Source organism: Pantoea folii (assembly GCF_056678875.1).
In genome coordinates this window covers 1-16065 of the sequence record NZ_JBWXON010000031.1, presented here as the reverse complement: position 1 = coordinate 16065, position 16065 = coordinate 1, and the positions used below count along the sequence as shown (strand labels likewise).

Genomic DNA, 16065 nt, shown 5'->3' with positions numbered 1-16065 from the left:
GCGTGCGGAGTGTAGCGGGAAAGTGGGTCAGAATTTTTCCGGCAGTGAAAAGATGCAGACGGCAGATTGCCTGCCGCCTGAGAGTTTAAATTACACCGCAGGCAAATCGGGCACCGCCTCCCCCTAACGGCTGCGGATGATCTGCATGATTATCGCCACCCACATGAACCATTAACGCCTTCCCTTTCACTTCGCTCAGCGATTTTATACGCGGCGCCACCACCGGGTAATCGGCCTTGCCATCGTCAGTGACATACAGAGCAGGCAGATCGCCCAAGTGACCCTCTGCGTAAGGCCCGAGATGTTTGCCGGTGTTTTGTGGATCCAGATGTCCACCCGCTGCGCCGGCCGCAACAGTTTTGCCATCCGATTGACCAGGCTCACAACTGCCTTTGGCATGCACGTGGAAGCCGTGAATGCCCGGTTTCAGGCCGGTTAGCGCGGGCGCGAACTGCAAACCATATGGCGTTTCACTGATAGTGACTTTACCAATGGCGGCGCCGATACCCTGTGCGGTGACCTCATGCAATGTCACCTCTTCAGAGGCGGCCTGAGCGCCAGCAGCACAGACCAGCGCCAGTGTGGCGATGAGAATTTTTTTCATAACGTCTCCTTACGGTTGAAATGCCCTGTAAGCCTGGACCGGAATAGGCCAGGCTGCCGTAATTTGACGTAGTTTTACGCTTCAGGGCACATCAAAACCGAGTGCCGCTTTGCGAATGCGGAACCACTGCTGACGATCGAGCGTCAGTTGGCAAGCGCCTGCCGCTTCGCTGACGCGCGTGGCTTTACCGGATCCGATGATTGGCAGTGGGCGGCTTGGCAATTTCATCACCCATGCATACACCACCTGTTCAATGCTGCTCGCGCCGATTTCCTGTTTGACCTGCTCAAGCTCATCACGCAGCGGCTGATAATGCGCATCGTTAAACAGACGTCCACCGCCTAAACAGGACCATGCCATCGGGCGGATGCGCACCTGCTGACACTGGTCGAGCGTGCCATCGAGCAGCGTTGACTGTTCCAGCGGTGAGATTTCCAGTTGGTTGGTGACCAGGCTAAACGGCAGGCGAGATTGCAGCAGCGTGAACTGGGGAGCGGTAAAGTTCGACACACCGAAGTGGCGCACTTTGCCGCTTTGATGCAGCGCCATAAAGGCTTCGGCCATTTCATCTGCATCCATTAGTGGATCCGGGCGATGAATCAGCAGCAGATCGAGATAATCGGTGTTGAAGTAGCGCAGGGAATTTTCCGCACTGTGCAGAATGTGACTGGCCTCGGTAATGTAATGGCCAATTTTATGTTCCGGTTTGGCGCGTGTTGCAATGCCGCATTTGGTGACAATCTGCAGTTTTTCACGCAGCCCCGGTGCCAGACGCAGCGCCTCGCCAAAAGCGGCTTCACAACCGTAGTTACCATAAATATCGGCGTGATCGACCGTGGTGATGCCCAATGACAGATGATGCTCGATAAAAGCCACTAACTGCTGCGGCGTCATGCCCCACTCCAGCAGGCGCCAGTAGCCAACGATCAGCGGTGAGAATTGAGGTCCCTGCGGGGCGATAGTTTGCGGTTGTAACATCGGTAAACTCCCTTGAACGCGAAAGCGGAAAGCGAAGCTGGGAGTATAACGGAAAGGCAAATCATCGTTTTCTTAAAACAGTGAGGGTTGTTCCGGATCATGATTCTCATCGACTTTTTGTTGTCGATGCAGGCGCAGCCAGCGTTGGCGACATAACCGCAACACATCACGTTTTTGCGCATCGGTAAACTTCATCCAGTTAAAGCGTTCCTCACGGCTACGCAGACAGCCGCGACAATAGCCGCGCGCATCACTCTGACAGATGCCGCGACACGGGCTGGGAACAGGAAAGAACTCTAATTGCTCGGCCACATCCACTCCGGTTTAACAATAAGCTTTATATTGATAACAGCTTAGTGACATTGTGCAAAGCGTATACGTAGTTCGCCCAGATTTCATCCAGCCATCACCACGGAAATGGATATTTACCATTGTTCTCAGCGCAAGAACCTTTGGTTGGGTACTGTTTAATAAGCGTTAAGGTTTTCCTCATATTGAATTCATACGATTGTCACATTCCATCCTGCTACTGAGTTTTCATGAAATTCCCGAACAAGTTACAGTGCCATGCCAGCAGTTTTAATCTGATTGCCGCCCTGTTTTTTACCCTCGTGCTCAACGCCCTGTTTCTACTGCGGGCGTGGGAAATTATCCCTTACGATCGCCTTCACGATTACCTGTTTGCTGCCAGCATTCCGGTGGTGCTGGCCTCTGCGTTCTATCTGATTTTCTCGTTGCTGGCATGGCCCTATGTTCGCAAGCCGCTGCTTATTCTGTTGGTGCTGGCCAGCGCCGCCGCTAACTACTTTATGCACAGCTTCGGTACGGTGATCGACACCAACATGATCGAAAACGTGTTTGAGTCGGATGCTCAGGAAGCTGGAGCATTGATCAGCAGTGGTTATGTGGTGTGGATGATCTTGATGGGGTTGGTGCCCGTCGCCGCCATTTGCATGGTGCGCATTAAAACGGGCCAACGCTGGTGGTGGAGCCTGCTGCAACGCCTGGCCGGGGCGCTGGGTGCGATTTTGCTGATTCTGCTGATGGCGGTGCTGTTCTACAAAGATTACGCTTCGCTGATTCGCAACAATAAAGGGCTGGTGAAGATGATCACCCCGGCCAATATTGTCAGCGGCACCGGTCATTACGTTGATCAGCGTTATCTGCAAGGCAGCCAGGCGCTGGTCAAAATTGGCCAGGATGCCAAAAAAGGCCCGCTGATCACCGCGGAACCGAAGAAAACGCTGGTGGTATTAGTGGTCGGCGAAACCGGACGTGCTGAGAACTTCTCTCTTGGCGGTTATGCGCGTGAAACCAATCCTGAACTGAAAAAACAGCAGGTTATCTACTATCCCGACGCCAGTTCCTGTGGCACGGAGACCGCCATTTCTGTGCCCTGCATGTTCTCCAACATGCCGCGAGAGCATTACGACGCCAACCTGGCGCATCATCAGGAAGGCGTGCTAGATATTCTCGCCCACGCCGGAGTCAGTGTGTTGTGGCGCGAAAACGATGGCGGCTGTAAAGGCGCCTGCGATCGCGTGCCGCACACCGATATGACACAGTGGAATTTATCGCAATATTGCCACAATGGTTTCTGTCTCGATGATGTTCTGCTGCATCGTTTTGATAACTATGTGGACAGTCTGCACAATGACGGGATTATCGTGTTACATCAAATGGGCAGCCACGGTCCGGCCTATTATCAGCGTTATCCGGCGGAATTCCGTCGCTTCACGCCAACCTGCGATAGCAACCAGATTCAGGATTGCGATCATCAGGCGTTGGTGAATACCTATGATAACTCTCTGTTGTACACCGACGATATGGTGAGCCGCACCATTGATAAACTCAAAGCTTTGAGCGATCGCTTCAACGTAGCGCTGGTCTATCTCTCAGATCACGGTGAATCACTGGGTGAACACGGTATGTATCTGCACGGTGCGCCTTATATGTTTGCGCCCTCACAGCAGACACATATCCCACTGTTGATGTGGATGTCACCAGGCTATGCGTCGGCGTTCCACATTAACGAGACCTGTTTACGCCAGCAGGCCGCGAGTGAGAAAGTGTCGCAAGACAATCTTTTCCATACGGTTTTGGGCATGTTCAACATCCAAACGCAAGAGTACCAACCGCAACTGGACATGATCAGATCGTGCCAAAATGCCGGATAAGGTTTGCATTAGACCGACTGGTCTAATACTGTGTGGCCCATGAACAAGACTGTGCAACGCAACGAAACCCGTGAACATCTGCTCGCTACTGGCGAGCAGGTTTGTCTGCAACGCGGTTTTACCGGCATGGGCCTGAGCGAAATGCTGGCGCTGGCGGAAGTGCCCAAAGGATCGTTTTACCACTACTTCCGCTCCAAAGAAGCTTTTGGCGTGGCGTTGCTGGAACGCTATTTCGTTAACTACCTGCAGCAGGTCGATCAACAGTTAAATCAGCCGGGCTTGTCAGCTCGGGAACGTTTGCTGGCCCACTTCCGCTATGGCGCAACGCTATTTATCGAGCAAGGCCATATCGTGGGCTGTTTGGGTGTGAAGTTATCGGCGGAAGTCTGCGATTTATCAGAACCGATGCGTGATGCCTTGCAGCATGGTGCCAGCGCTATGATCGCGACTTATGCCCGCTGTTTGAGCGAAGTCGCCGCTGAACAGCCGCTGCCGTATGGACAAACGCCCGAGCAACTGGCACAGCGCTGTTACCTGTTGTGGTTAGGCGCCAGTTTGCAAAGCAAAATTTCGCGAGAGTCAGGCCCGATTACCCTGGCACTTGAAACCATTGAACAGTGGCTGAATGGCCGCTGATTTTTAAAAACCGCAGTTTCTAGACGACCGGTCTACTTATAGGAGTCATCATGGCGAGTAAACAGCTGTTTTCCCCACTCAAAGTGGGCGCGATTACCGTACCTAACCGTGTATTTATGGCACCGCTGACGCGTCTGCGCAGCATTGAGCCGGGCGACATCCCAACCCCGCTGATGGCGGAATATTATCAGCAGCGCGCCAGCGCCGGTTTGATCATTACTGAAGCAACGCAGATCTCTTTCCAGGCGAAAGGTTATGCTGGTGCACCGGGTTTGCATACTCAGCAGCAAATTGCCGCGTGGAAAGTGATCAACGAAAGCATTCATGCGGCGAAAGGTCACAGCGCGGTGCAACTGTGGCACACCGGCCGTATCTCGCATAACAGCGTTCAGCCGGAAGGCAAAGCGCCTGTTGCACCCTCAGCTCTGGCTGCGGGCACGCGTACCTCATTGCGTGCTGAAGATGGCACTGTTTACCGTGAAGATACCTCCCTGCCGCGTAAATTGAGCGTGGCGGAAATTCAGCAGATCGTAAAAGATTTCGGTCAGGCGGCGGCAAACGCGCGTGAAGCCGATTTCGACCTGCTGGAGCTGCATTCTGCCCACGGCTACCTGATGCACCAGTTCCTGGCGCCGGGTTCCAACCAGCGTACCGATGAATACGGTGGCTCGATTGAGAAACGCGGTCGATTCGCGCTGGAAGTGGTGGATGCGGCGATTGCTAACTGGTCTGCCGATCGTATCGGCATTCGTATCTCGCCAATCGGAGCCTTCCAGAATCTGGAAAATGGTGCCGATGAAGAAGCTGCAGCGCTGTGGTACATCTCCGAGTTGGGCCAGCGTGGTCTCGCGTATCTGCACCTGTCTGAACCAGACTGGGCCGGTGGCCAGCCTTACAGCGATGCTTTCCGTGCAAAAGTGCGTGCGCTGTTCCCAGGCGTAATTATCGGTGCGGGTGCTTACAGCGTTGAGAAAGCTGACGACCTGATTGCACGTGGCTTGATTGATGCCGTGGCCTTTGGTCGCGACTTTATTGCTAACCCGGATCTGGTTGAGCGTCTGCAGCAAGACGCACCGCTGAATCCACAGCGTCCGGAAAGCTTCTACGGCGGCGGCGCTGAAGGTTATACGGATTACCCAAGCCTGTAAGAATCAAGCTGCCGTACCGGATGTGCGGCAGTGCTGTTTCTTCAGGGCATTAACTGGCTATACTTGCTAGTCTTTGTCATTCCCTGATGACTTTTCAAAAGAGGATGTTATGCGTTTACTTCACACCATGTTACGCGTTGGCGATCTGCAACGTTCTATCGATTTTTATACCCGTGTGCTGGGCATGCGCGTACTGCGTCAGAGCGAAAACACCGAATACAAATACACCCTGGCTTTCGTGGGTTACACCGAAGAGAGTGAAGGCGCGGTGATCGAACTGACCTACAACTGGGGCGTGGACAAGTACGACCTCGGAAATGCTTATGGTCATATCGCGCTGGGCGTCGATAACGTCGCTGAGACCTGCGAGCGCATCCGCAGTGTCGGTGGCAACGTGACGCGTGAAGCCGGTCCGGTAAAAGGCGGCACCACCATTATTGCCTTTGTTGAAGATCCCGATGGCTACAAAATCGAGCTGATCGAAAACAAACAGGCTGGTCACGGCCTCGGTCACTGATGCCGTTAGTCAGTCTGCTAATTTGCAGGCTGACTTCCCTCTCCTGCTGCACCCTCCTGTAATTTTTGCCATAATGCGCGCTGCCCCATTTCTTGCTATGAGATCCTGATGTCTGAATCGAACGCCTTAAACGCTCTTCATCAACGCTTCCGTGGTTTTTATCCTGTGGTTATTGACGTCGAAACCGCCGGCTTTAACGCGCAAACCGATGCACTGCTGGAAATTGCGGCCACCACGCTCAAGATGGATGAGGACGGTTGGTTACACCGTGATGAAACCCTGCACTTTCACGTTGAGCCGTTCGAAGGCGCGATCCTGAATCCTGCGGCGCTGGCGTTTACCGGTATCGATCCCTCCAACCCTTTACGCGGCGCGGTAAGCGAATACGAAGCGCTGCATGCTATCTTCAAGATGGTGCGCAAAGGCACCAAAGATCATGGCTGTAATCGCGCCATTATCGTGGCGCACAATGCAACTTTCGATTTGAACTTTGTGATGGCCGCCGCCGAACGCGCCAGCCTGAAGCGTAATCCCTTCCATCCGTTTGCGACCTTTGATACCGCGGCACTGAGCGGTTTGGTGTTGGGACAGACGGTATTGGCAAAAGCCTGCAAAGCGGCGGGGATGGAGTTTGATAGCACGCAGGCGCACTCCGCGCTGTACGACACCGAGCAAACGGCCACGCTGTTCTGTGAGTTGGTGAACCGCTGGAAACGTTTGGGGGGCTGGCCACTGGCTTTCAGTGAAGAACAGACTGAAGACGATGCCTCTGCCTGATTGGCTGATTGGCTGATTGGCTGATTGGCTGATTGGCTGATTGCCGGATGAGTACGCAAAGAAAAGGCCGACATGTGTCGGCCTTCGCAATTATTCCGCTTCTTTATACTTCTCAGCGGTTTCTTTCACCAGCGGCTGCAATTCGCCACGCTGGAACATCTCAACGATAATGTCGCAACCGCCGACCAGCTCGCCATCCACCCACAATTGCGGGAAAGTCGGCCAGTTGGCGTATTTTGGCAATTCTGCACGGACATCCGGGTTTTGCAGAATATCCACATACGCGAAGCGCTCACCACAGGCAGAAAGCGCCTGCACAGCCTGTGCTGAGAAACCGCAGCTTGGCAGTTTCGGGGAACCTTTCATGTATAACAGAATCGGGTTTTCTGCGATCTGGCGCTGAATTTTTTCAACAGTACTCATTATTGCCTTCCTTAATCCTTCACTTCGTGTTTGTTTATTGTAGCGACTTCAGCCCCGCACTGAAAACGGGATTTTGCGTTACCGACCAGCTGATCGCCATGTTTGTTAAGTGCTGAGGGTACAGATAACATTTTCCTATCATTAATAAGCATGAACAAATTAATAATTAGCAATAATTTCGCTGCGTTAAACAGCTGAAATCGCTCAATTTAGCGACATTATCTACCTGGTAACAGATTAATAGAAAAAGGCCTTACCTTTTGGAAAAAAAGTGGATTAGAATTGCTTCGGCGCTGATCGTTGATCAGATTTCTCTTACTCTGCCGCAGCCTGCTTTTTGCCAGACTGCTTAACCTGTAACCGGACTATGCGTTTACTGATTACGCTTTTCATACTGGCTTTTGCGCAACTGTTTTTTAACGTGGCTTCTGCTTCTCAGCATGCCCCGATTAATGCCAGTTTGCATAATGCTGAGAAAAAAAGTGCGCGTGAAGATGAGCGCCGCAAGCGACGCCCGGTTAAATCAACGGCTAAAAAGTCTCGCCTGACCACCGTGCAGAAGCTCAAGCTGAAAAAGCAGAGTAAAACCGAAACCGCCTTAAACAAATCCAGCCGCAAAAAATCCCTGCTGAAGTCGCCATTGAAAAAGTATGGCCATCAACGCCTCGCGAAAAAGTCCCCAGATGTGGACGATGAAGTTCAGGGACTCACTGGCATCAAGATGAGCAAATCCCACCGCCTGCGCTACCAAAAGGCACGCGAAACCGCGATGACGAAGTTGATGGGACAACTGGGCAAGCCTTACCAGTGGGGTGGCACCTCACCCCATACCGGTTTCGATTGCAGTGGTTTAGTCTGGTATGCCTATAAAGATCTCGTCAAATACAAATTCCCACGCACGGCGAATGAGATGTATCACCTGCACGATGCCGCGCCCATTAAGCGTGAGATGCTGGAGAAAGGGGATTTGGTATTCTTCCGCATCAATAATCGCGGGACTGCCGATCATGTGGGCGTTTACCTCGGCAACGGTAAATTTATTCAGTCACCCCGCACCGGTAAAGACATTCAGATTAGCGCATTGGGCGAAGACTACTGGCAGAAACACTATGTCGGTGCGCGCCGTATGATGACTCCAAAAACTATTCGCTAATTGTTGCGCAACATCCTGTGGCTCTCGCCACAAAAAAAGCCGGACGCTTAATCAGTGCCGGCTTTTTTTATTGATGCGCTTTGAATTAATGAAGAATGGCGGTGAAGCTAAACGCAATAATCATCAACAGTGCGCCAACCGTGGTCATTAGCGCCAGCTTTAAATCTGTACTCATCACTTCTCCTTAGTCACACATTTATTAGGGTTAAAACAATTTTCGCACAGCGGTGGGCAAAAATCTCGTCTTATCCGCGCTGGCTTGCTAGAATCGCCGCCTTTCGTTGCGCAACTGATTTTGCGCATGCTGTATTTACAGCCTGCTGAAGTGATTTTCCCTGCCTGATACGGCAGATTTGCCCCCCTTTTAGGGCATAAAACCCTTCGCAGACGCAAACGTTTAACAATATACTTATCAGTAAGTTGCGATAAGCCGGGGAGTACCTTTTTCATGGCAACAATTAAAGATGTAGCGAAACGCGCGGGTGTATCTACCACCACCGTTTCGCATGTCATCAACAAAACGCGTTTTGTTGCAGAGGAAACGCGTAACGCCGTATGGGAAGCGATTAAAGAGCTGCACTATTCGCCGAGCGCCGTTGCGCGTAGTCTGAAGGTGAATCACACCAAAACGCTGGGACTGTTAGCCACTTCCAGCGAAGCGCCCTACTTTGCCGAAATTATCGAAGCGGTTGAGAACCACTGTTTCGAACGCGGCTATACCTTGATTCTGGGCAACGCACATAACGATTTGCAAAAGCAGCGCGCTTACCTGTCGATGATGGCGCAAAAGCGTGTGGATGGTCTGTTAGTCATGTGCTCCGAGTATCCTGACGATTTGCTGCAGATGCTGGAAGACAACCGCAACATTCCGATGGTCGTGATGGACTGGGGCGCCTCTCGCGGCGACTTCACCGATACCGTACAGGATAACGCCTTCCAGGGGGGTTACCTGGCTGGACGCTACCTTATCGAGCGCGGTCACCGAGATATCGGTGCGATTCCGGGTCAAATGGAGCGCAACACCGGCGGCGGGCGCCATGCGGGCTTCCTGCAGGCGATGAGCGAAGGCGGTGTGACCGTGCGGCCTGAATGGGTTGTTCAGGGCGACTTCGAGCCAGAATCGGGTTATCAGGCGATGCAGCAGATCCTTAATCAGAAACAGCGTCCGACCGCCGTGTTCTGCGGGGGCGATATCATGGCGATGGGCGCGATCTGTGCCGCCGATGAGATGGGACTGCGCGTGCCGCAGGACATCTCCGTGATTGGCTATGATAACGTGCGCAACGCGCGCTACTTCACCCCTGCGCTCACTACAGTTCACCAGCCGAAAGCGGAGTTGGGCAAAAAAGCGCTGGAAATGCTGCTGGATCGCATCACCAGCAAACGCGAAGAGCCGCAAACCATTGAGGTCCAGCCTACACTGATTGAGCGTCGCTCCGTGGCGGACGGTCCATTCCGTGATTACCGCCGTTAAAGCTGATTTTCGCTGAGCCACTCGTGGTTCAGCGTTTCAGCATCGCCAAGATAGGCGAGTAACCACTCCAGCGCGGGTGACGCACGCTGTTCTGACCAACTGACGCAGCAGGGACTTTCCGGAAACGGCTGCGGCAGTGATAGCTCCACCAGCGCGCCACTGTCGAGTAAAGGTCGCGCGAGGTGGCCCGGCACCATGCCCACGCACAATCCCGCCTGCAAACAATCCATCCCTGTTTCCCACTCTGGCACCACTAAACGCCGCTGATTATCCAATGTCCAGGTCATGCGTCGTGGTAATGCGCGAGAGGTATCTTCCAGTACCAGCGATGGCCAGGCACGCAGCGCTTCTTCGTTGAGATCGGCACTCGCGGCCAGAGGATGATCAGGACTGACCACACAACACCAGTTGAGAGCACCCATATCCTGAAAGGCAAAACGTCCACCCACCGGGATTGCCTGGGTGGCACCAATCGCCACATCGACCCGCCCGTCTGCTAAGGCATCCCATACACCGTTAAATACCTCGTAACTGATGATCAATTCCATATCCGGGAAATGACGGTAAAAATCCTTTACCAGTTGTCGGGTACGCTGGGGTTTTACAATGCAATCCACGGCAATACTGAGCTGTCCGCGCCAGCCATTCGCCAGTTGCTGGCATTGCCTGCGGGTTGCCAGCATTTTTTTGATAACAGATCGCCCTTCCCGCACAAAATGCTCGCCTGCAGGGGTTAACACCACCTCACGGTGCTGACGCTCAAACAACGGCACGGCCAGCCAGGTTTCCAGCTGGCGCACCGTATAGCTAACGGCAGAGGGCACGCGATGTAATTCCTGCGCCGCTGCGCTGAAACTGCCATTGCGCGCGACGGCGTCCACTACTTCCAGCGCATACTCAGACCACATACTTTTGCCTTCAAAAATTTTAACAGCACTGCGCAAATATTAGCGTTTCACAAAGAATGACGCACTCTTTTACACTCCCCGACGTTCAATCTGCCAATGAGAATTACTATGTTGTCGTCAAAAGGATTTATGCCCTATCTTGCCGTGCTCAGCATGCTCGGCTTCCTCGCTACGGATATGTATCTGCCTGCTTTTGGCGATATGCAGCGTGACTTCGCCACCGCGCCGGGCACCATCAGCGCCAGCCTCAGTCTATTTCTCGGTGGTTTTGCCTGCGCCCAGGTATTCTGGGGACCGTTATCAGATCGCTTTGGACGTAAACCCATTTTATTGGCAGGTTTGACGATTTTTGCCCTGGGTTGCCTGGGGATGTTATGGGTGACGGACGTCAATATGATGCTGGCACTGCGCTTTGTGCAGGCGGTTGGCGTGTGCGCCGCCGCGGTCAGCTGGCAGGCACTGGTGGTCGATCGCTACCCCAAAGCCCAGGCCAATAAAGTTTTTGCTACCATAATGCCGCTGGTTGCCCTTTCTCCTGCGCTGGCACCTTTGTTAGGTGCATGGCTGATGGGCCATTTCCACTGGCGCAGTATCTTTGTCGTGCTGACGATCATTGCCGTGCTGCTGGTCATCGGCACGCTGCAGCTTGCTGCGCCTAAAAAAGCCAAAGCAGATAATGCTCCGCAACCCGGCTGGCTGAATCTGCTCTCCACGCGTGTCTACAGCGGCAACGTGCTGATCTACTCTGCCTGTTCTGCCAGTTTCTTTGCCTGGCTAACCGGTTCGCCGTTTATCCTGGCGTCTGCGGGTTTAACGCCCGCCGATATTGGTCTGAGCTATATTCCGCAAACCATCGCATTTTTGATTGGTGGCTTTGGTTGCCGCGCGATGCTGAGCCGATATCAAGGATCGCAACTGCTGCCGTGGCTGTTGGTGCTTTACAGCCTGAGCATATTAAGTCTGTTTGTCGTCGCGATGCTGCCTGCGCCTTCGTTGATTGCTCTGTTGCTGCCTTTCTGTGGCATGGCACTGGCCAATGGCGCCATTTACCCGATTGTGGTTTCCAGCGCATTAGCGCCTTTTCCGCACGCCACGGGCAAAGCCGCAGGTTTGCAAAATCTGCTGCAACTGGGTTTGTGCTTTATCGCCAGCCTGTTGGTCTCTGCCGGATTACAACAGGCGCTCTACAACACCACACTGGTGATGGTCGCCACTGTGGTGCTGGCCTGGGCTGGCTTCATCTGGCAACGCAGCTTAAACGCACAAAGTGATATTGCTCACACCTCCCGTCCCTGCGAAGATAATCACTGATGCAACGATTATCGTTAGCAAACTAACGATAATCCGTTGAATATTGACCCACGTGAGCATATACTCAGTGGGTCAGCATTTCTGCAACAAATCAATAACATAATTGCATTAATTTTAAGCGACCCTGTCGCTGGGATGGCGTCTGCACGATCTTCCTCTCCTGATTGGTGCCAGACATTTCTATTCAGATTCATACCTCTGTAAAACGTCGGATATCTGGCGCACGGATTTTCCGTGAGTTCTCTCACAGGCCTTAGGAAATTGACTATTATTTCCACAGGTTCAAATCGGAAGGGTGATGGAGAAGCTATGAGTTCATCGTGTATAGAAGAAGTGAGCCTTGAAGAAAACCACTGGTTTCGCATCGTCAACGAATTACTGGAACGCGCTGATGTTGCAGTCAATGGCACACGCCCCTGGGATATTCAGGTCAAGCATCCGGATTTTTTTAAACGTGTTTTGCAGGAAGGATCGCTAGGTCTGGGTGAAAGTTATATGGATGGCTGGTGGGATTGCGAACAATTGGATGTCTTTTTCCATCGCGTTCTGATACAGCATCTGGATAAACAACTCCCGCGTCATTTTAAAGATACCTTGCGTATTGCGGCCGCGCGTTTAACCAATTTACAGTCTAAGAAACGCGCCTGGATTGTCGGGAAAGAACATTACGATCTCGGTAACGATCTTTTTTCACTGATGCTCGACCCCTTTATGCAGTACTCCTGCGGTTACTGGAAAGACGCTGAAACACTGGAACAGGCTCAGTATGCCAAGCTGGATATGATCTGCCGTAAATTGCAGCTTGAGCCCGGCATGACGTTGCTGGATATCGGCTGCGGCTGGGGCGGACTGGCTGAATTTGCCGCGCGCAATTATGGCGTCAAAGTGCATGGCGTCACCATCTCGGCTGAGCAGCAGAAGTTAGCCCAGCAGCGCTGTGAAGGGCTGGACGTGACTATTTTGCTGCAGGATTACCGTGATTTGAATTTGCAGTTCGATCGCATTGTATCCGTCGGCATGTTCGAACACGTGGGGCCGAAAAACTATGCCACTTATTTTGACGTTGCCGATCGCAATCTCAAACCAGACGGCATATTTTTACTGCACACCATTGGTGCCATCACCACCGATATGAATGTGGATCCCTGGATTGATAAATATATCTTCCCCAACGGGTGTTTACCGTCTGTGCGTCAAATTGCTGATGCCAGCGAGAAGCATTTTATTATGGAAGACTGGCATAATTTTGGTGCGGATTATGACACCACCCTGATGGCATGGCATGAACGATTCCAGAAGACCTGGCCGCAACTGGAAGAAAAATACGGCGATCGCTTCAAACGGATGTTTAGTTATTATCTTAATGCTTGCGCCGGCGCTTTCCGCGCGCGTGACATCCAATTGTGGCAGGTGGTATTCAGTCGCGGTAAAGAAGGTGGTTTACGCGTTGCACGGTAATCAAGGATAAGAATTTAAAAAGGCGCCGCAGCGCCTTTTTTTATTGGATTACTCAGCGTCTGCGGCTTGCGCCAGCGCGATAGCCGCGGCTTCACGTTGGGCCAAAACGCGTTCCACCGTCTCGACAATCGCCTGAGTATGGGGATCGATCTCAATGTTCACTTTGTGCCCCAGTTTTTTCGCACCCAGCGTGGTGCGCTCCAGCGTTTCCGGAATCAGGTGCACACAGAATTTGCTTTTAGTGACGTCACCCACGGTCAGGCTGATGCCATCGATACCGACGAAACCTTTATGCAGGATATATTTGATCTGAGAAGCATCCTGTAATTTAAACCACACTTCACGGTTATTTTCAGACTGGATGATTTTGCAGATTTCTGCTGTGGTCATAATATGGCCAGACATTAAATGTCCGCCAATTTCGTCACTGAACTTCGCCGCGCGCTCAATATTCACCACATCGCCCACCGCTAATTCACCCAGGTTGGTAATGCGCAGGGTTTCTTTGATAAGGTCGAAGCTCACGCGATCGCCCTCAATCGCCGTCACCGTCAGGCAGCAGCCGTTGTGCGCCACCGAGGCGCCCAACGCTAATCCCGGTAAAAGTTCTTCCGGCAGACGTACGATATGGGTACGAAACAACTCTTTTTCTTCTACGGCGATAATTTCGGCCGTGCCCTGCACAATTCCAGTAAACATACTCTCAGCCTCTGCGAAGTTTGCGCCAGTTTATCACAGCTTGAGCAGCGCGGTTTAATTTGCCGGAGTTCAAACTTTACACAATTAACTTAACAAAATGCGATCAAAGTTTGGTGGAACGCAGCGCTACCGCTACACTAGCCGCGCATTCTTTGGGGATATCTCCCCTCTTCTCTTCTTAATTTAAGCAGGTGTTACGTGCAGAAGTATTTAACAGAAGCGCGTCAATTGCTGGCCCTCGCGATCCCGGTCATCCTTGCTCAGGTGGCTCAGACGGCGATGGGTTTTGTGGATACCATTATGGCCGGTGCGGTGAGCGCCACGGATATGGCCGCCGTTGCTGTCGGCACCTCTATCTGGCTTCCCGCCATTCTGTTCGGTCATGGTCTTCTGCTGGCGTTGACGCCCACCGTTGCGCAGTTCAACGGTTCAGGACGCCGCGAACGCATCGCGGAACAAGTGCGTCAGGGTTACTGGCTGGCACTGGCCGTCGCATTGCTGATCATGGTGGTGTTGTGGAATGCCGGCTATTTGATTCATGCCATGCACGATATCGATCCGCAACTGGCGGCTAAAGCCGAAGGCTATCTCCATGCATTACTGTGGGGTGCACCCGGCTACCTGTTCTTCCAGGTGGCGCGTAATCAGTGCGATGGTTTATCAAAAACCAAGCCAGCCATGCTGCTGGGCTTTTTGGGTTTGCTGGTTAACATTCCCCTGAACTACGTCTTTATTTACGGTCATTTCGGTATGCCCGCACTCGGGGGCGTAGGCTGTGGTGTCGCCACCGCTTCGGTTTACTGGGTAATGTTTATGGTGATGCGTTTCTGGCTGAAACGCATGGCGAGCATGCGCGATATTCGCATGAACAGCCGCTGGTCACCGCCCTCACGCGTCATCTTGTCTCGGCTGTTTACCCTCGGGTTACCGGTAGCGCTGGCACTGTTCTTTGAGGTCACGTTGTTTGCGGTGGTGGCACTGCTGGTCTCTCCGCTGGGGATCGTAAAAGTTGCGGGTCATCAGATTGCGCTGAACTTCAGTTCGCTGATGTTCGTTCTGCCACTGTCACTCGGTGTCGCGACCACCATCCGCGTGGGCTATCGTCTTGGGCAGGGCTCAACGGAACAGGCGCGCGTGGCGGCATGGACGGGACAAGGTGTCGGTATCAGCATGGCCGCTATCACAGCGATCTTCACCATCACCTTCCGTGAACATATCGCCGCACTGTATACCGCCAATCCAGAAGTGATTACGCTGGCCGCCCAGCTGATGCTGCTCGCTGCCATCTATCAGTTCTCAGATTCCATTCAGGTCATTGGTAGCGGGATTCTGCGCGGCTACAAAGATACGCGCTCCATCTTCTTTATCACCCTGATTGCCTATTGGGTACTGGGTTTACCGGTGGGTTATATTCTGGCGCTGACCGACTGGGTGGTACCGCAACTCGGTCCGGCGGGATTCTGGTGCGGATTTATTGTCGGCCTGACGTCTGCTGCCGTGATGATGATTTGGCGTATTCTTCGGTTGCAACGTTTGCCGGCGCAGATAATTTTGGCGCGCGCGGCCCGCTAAGTGGCTGAACAGGCCGTTATTTGCCCCTGCAATGCCTAAAAAAACAGCGGGTCGCACAGATGCTGGTCAGTCGTCATGGAAAATCATTTTTTCCCTTGCCAGCATCGTGGCCTGCCGTTAATATTCGTCCCCGCTGTCGCCCTGACAGCATGTTGCGCTCTTAGCTCAGTTGGTTAGAGCACCACCTTGACATGGTGGGGGTCGATGGTTCGAGTCCATTAGAGCGCACC

17 protein-coding genes and 1 tRNA gene are annotated in these 16065 nt (G+C 52.8%); 11 read left to right on the top strand and 7 right to left on the bottom strand.

What is annotated here, in order from left to right:
• Nucleotides 1-85: 85 nt before the first annotated feature.
• The 3 genes from sodC to AC1MDE_RS24975 form a co-directional block, all read right to left on the bottom strand.
• The gene (gene sodC / locus AC1MDE_RS24985; protein WP_160869822.1) at nucleotides 86-604 is read right to left on the bottom strand and encodes a superoxide dismutase family protein; all 519 of its coding nucleotides are present in this window, start codon (nucleotides 602-604) and stop codon (nucleotides 86-88) included.
• Between the two features lie 81 nt (nucleotides 605-685).
• Nucleotides 686-1582 (bottom strand): aldo/keto reductase, encoded by an 897-nt coding sequence (locus tag AC1MDE_RS24980; RefSeq protein WP_479398403.1) that lies wholly within the window; start codon nucleotides 1580-1582, stop codon nucleotides 686-688.
• A gap of 72 nt (nucleotides 1583-1654) precedes the next feature.
• Nucleotides 1655-1894, bottom strand: a complete 240-nt coding sequence (locus AC1MDE_RS24975; RefSeq protein ID WP_034821614.1) for a DUF1289 domain-containing protein — start codon at nucleotides 1892-1894, stop codon at nucleotides 1655-1657.
• A gap of 227 nt (nucleotides 1895-2121) precedes the next feature.
• Here AC1MDE_RS24975 and eptA point away from each other — a divergent pair, with 227 nt between their 5' ends.
• From eptA to rnt, 5 genes are all read left to right on the top strand, one after another.
• Nucleotides 2122-3759 (top strand): phosphoethanolamine transferase EptA, encoded by a 1638-nt coding sequence (gene eptA, locus AC1MDE_RS24970; RefSeq protein ID WP_479398400.1) that lies wholly within the window; start codon nucleotides 2122-2124, stop codon nucleotides 3757-3759.
• Nucleotides 3760-3798: 39 nt separating this feature from the next.
• Nucleotides 3799-4395, top strand: a complete 597-nt coding sequence (locus AC1MDE_RS24965) for a TetR/AcrR family transcriptional regulator (RefSeq protein WP_058959757.1) — start codon at nucleotides 3799-3801, stop codon at nucleotides 4393-4395.
• Between the two features lie 50 nt (nucleotides 4396-4445).
• Complete coding sequence (gene nemA / locus AC1MDE_RS24960) at nucleotides 4446-5543, top strand: N-ethylmaleimide reductase (protein WP_480345165.1); 1098 nt, start codon at nucleotides 4446-4448, stop codon at nucleotides 5541-5543.
• 109 nt (nucleotides 5544-5652) lie between these two features.
• Nucleotides 5653-6060 (top strand): lactoylglutathione lyase, encoded by a 408-nt coding sequence (gene gloA, locus AC1MDE_RS24955; RefSeq protein WP_479398397.1) that lies wholly within the window; start codon nucleotides 5653-5655, stop codon nucleotides 6058-6060.
• Between the two features lie 108 nt (nucleotides 6061-6168).
• Nucleotides 6169-6837, top strand: a complete 669-nt coding sequence (gene rnt, locus AC1MDE_RS24950) for a ribonuclease T (RefSeq protein ID WP_045813980.1) — start codon at nucleotides 6169-6171, stop codon at nucleotides 6835-6837.
• Between the two features lie 90 nt (nucleotides 6838-6927).
• Here the strand turns inward: rnt and AC1MDE_RS24945 are convergent, their stop codons facing one another.
• The gene (locus AC1MDE_RS24945) at nucleotides 6928-7263 is read right to left on the bottom strand and encodes a Grx4 family monothiol glutaredoxin (RefSeq protein ID WP_480345171.1); all 336 of its coding nucleotides are present in this window, start codon (nucleotides 7261-7263) and stop codon (nucleotides 6928-6930) included.
• Between the two features lie 364 nt (nucleotides 7264-7627).
• On the opposite strand from AC1MDE_RS24945, the gene AC1MDE_RS24940 reads away from it, so the two are divergent.
• The gene (locus AC1MDE_RS24940; protein ID WP_479398395.1) at nucleotides 7628-8413 is read left to right on the top strand and encodes a C40 family peptidase; all 786 of its coding nucleotides are present in this window, start codon (nucleotides 7628-7630) and stop codon (nucleotides 8411-8413) included.
• A gap of 85 nt (nucleotides 8414-8498) precedes the next feature.
• Here AC1MDE_RS24940 and cydH read toward each other — a convergent pair whose 3' ends face one another.
• Nucleotides 8499-8588, bottom strand: a complete 90-nt coding sequence (gene cydH, locus AC1MDE_RS24935) for a cytochrome bd-I oxidase subunit CydH (RefSeq protein ID WP_097119278.1) — start codon at nucleotides 8586-8588, stop codon at nucleotides 8499-8501.
• Between the two features lie 273 nt (nucleotides 8589-8861).
• Between cydH and purR the strand changes: the two genes are divergently transcribed.
• The gene (purR, locus tag AC1MDE_RS24930; RefSeq protein ID WP_034821643.1) at nucleotides 8862-9887 is read left to right on the top strand and encodes an HTH-type transcriptional repressor PurR; all 1026 of its coding nucleotides are present in this window, start codon (nucleotides 8862-8864) and stop codon (nucleotides 9885-9887) included.
• On the opposite strand, the gene punR is transcribed toward purR, so the two are convergent.
• The gene (gene punR, locus AC1MDE_RS24925; protein WP_479398393.1) at nucleotides 9884-10795 is read right to left on the bottom strand and encodes a DNA-binding transcriptional activator PunR; all 912 of its coding nucleotides are present in this window, start codon (nucleotides 10793-10795) and stop codon (nucleotides 9884-9886) included. The genes purR and punR overlap by 4 nt on opposite strands.
• Nucleotides 10796-10903: 108 nt before the next feature.
• Here punR and punC point away from each other — a divergent pair, with 108 nt between their 5' ends.
• A complete protein-coding gene (punC, locus tag AC1MDE_RS24920; RefSeq protein WP_097119275.1) occupies nucleotides 10904-12106 on the top strand; it encodes a purine nucleoside transporter PunC in 1203 nt (400 codons plus the stop codon).
• A 309-nt stretch (nucleotides 12107-12415) separates the two neighbouring features.
• Nucleotides 12416-13564 (top strand): cyclopropane fatty acyl phospholipid synthase, encoded by a 1149-nt coding sequence (cfa, locus tag AC1MDE_RS24915; protein WP_479414578.1) that lies wholly within the window; start codon nucleotides 12416-12418, stop codon nucleotides 13562-13564.
• Between the two features lie 48 nt (nucleotides 13565-13612).
• Here cfa and AC1MDE_RS24910 read toward each other — a convergent pair whose 3' ends face one another.
• Entirely contained in the window at nucleotides 13613-14263 is a 651-nt protein-coding gene (locus tag AC1MDE_RS24910; RefSeq protein ID WP_034821656.1) for a riboflavin synthase, read from the bottom strand.
• A gap of 198 nt (nucleotides 14264-14461) precedes the next feature.
• On the opposite strand from AC1MDE_RS24910, the gene AC1MDE_RS24905 reads away from it, so the two are divergent.
• Nucleotides 14462-15835 (top strand): MATE family efflux transporter, encoded by a 1374-nt coding sequence (locus AC1MDE_RS24905; RefSeq protein WP_058959751.1) that lies wholly within the window; start codon nucleotides 14462-14464, stop codon nucleotides 15833-15835.
• Nucleotides 15836-15989: 154 nt separating this feature from the next.
• Nucleotides 15990-16063: transfer RNA gene (locus tag AC1MDE_RS24900), tRNA-Val, on the top strand.
• Nucleotides 16064-16065 lie beyond the last annotated feature (2 nt).

Excerpts from the sequence above, each read along its gene's own strand:
- sodC (WP_160869822.1), bottom strand. The coding sequence starts at position 604 with ATGAAAAAAATTCTCATCGCCACACTGGCGCTGGTCTGTGCTGCTGGC.
- AC1MDE_RS24980 (WP_479398403.1), bottom strand. The coding sequence starts at position 1,582 with ATGTTACAACCGCAAACTATCGCCCCGCAGGGACCTCAATTCTCACCG.
- eptA (WP_479398400.1), top strand. The coding sequence starts at position 2,122 with ATGAAATTCCCGAACAAGTTACAGTGCCATGCCAGCAGTTTTAATCTG.
- AC1MDE_RS24965 (WP_058959757.1), top strand. The coding sequence starts at position 3,799 with ATGAACAAGACTGTGCAACGCAACGAAACCCGTGAACATCTGCTCGCT.
- nemA (WP_480345165.1), top strand. The coding sequence starts at position 4,446 with ATGGCGAGTAAACAGCTGTTTTCCCCACTCAAAGTGGGCGCGATTACC.
- gloA (WP_479398397.1), top strand. The coding sequence starts at position 5,653 with ATGCGTTTACTTCACACCATGTTACGCGTTGGCGATCTGCAACGTTCT.
- rnt (WP_045813980.1), top strand. The coding sequence starts at position 6,169 with ATGTCTGAATCGAACGCCTTAAACGCTCTTCATCAACGCTTCCGTGGT.
- AC1MDE_RS24940 (WP_479398395.1), top strand. The coding sequence starts at position 7,628 with ATGCGTTTACTGATTACGCTTTTCATACTGGCTTTTGCGCAACTGTTT.
- cydH (WP_097119278.1), bottom strand. The coding sequence starts at position 8,588 with ATGAGTACAGATTTAAAGCTGGCGCTAATGACCACGGTTGGCGCACTG.
- purR (WP_034821643.1), top strand. The coding sequence starts at position 8,862 with ATGGCAACAATTAAAGATGTAGCGAAACGCGCGGGTGTATCTACCACC.
- punR (WP_479398393.1), bottom strand. The coding sequence starts at position 10,795 with ATGTGGTCTGAGTATGCGCTGGAAGTAGTGGACGCCGTCGCGCGCAAT.
- punC (WP_097119275.1), top strand. The coding sequence starts at position 10,904 with ATGTTGTCGTCAAAAGGATTTATGCCCTATCTTGCCGTGCTCAGCATG.
- cfa (WP_479414578.1), top strand. The coding sequence starts at position 12,416 with ATGAGTTCATCGTGTATAGAAGAAGTGAGCCTTGAAGAAAACCACTGG.
- AC1MDE_RS24910 (WP_034821656.1), bottom strand. The coding sequence starts at position 14,263 with ATGTTTACTGGAATTGTGCAGGGCACGGCCGAAATTATCGCCGTAGAA.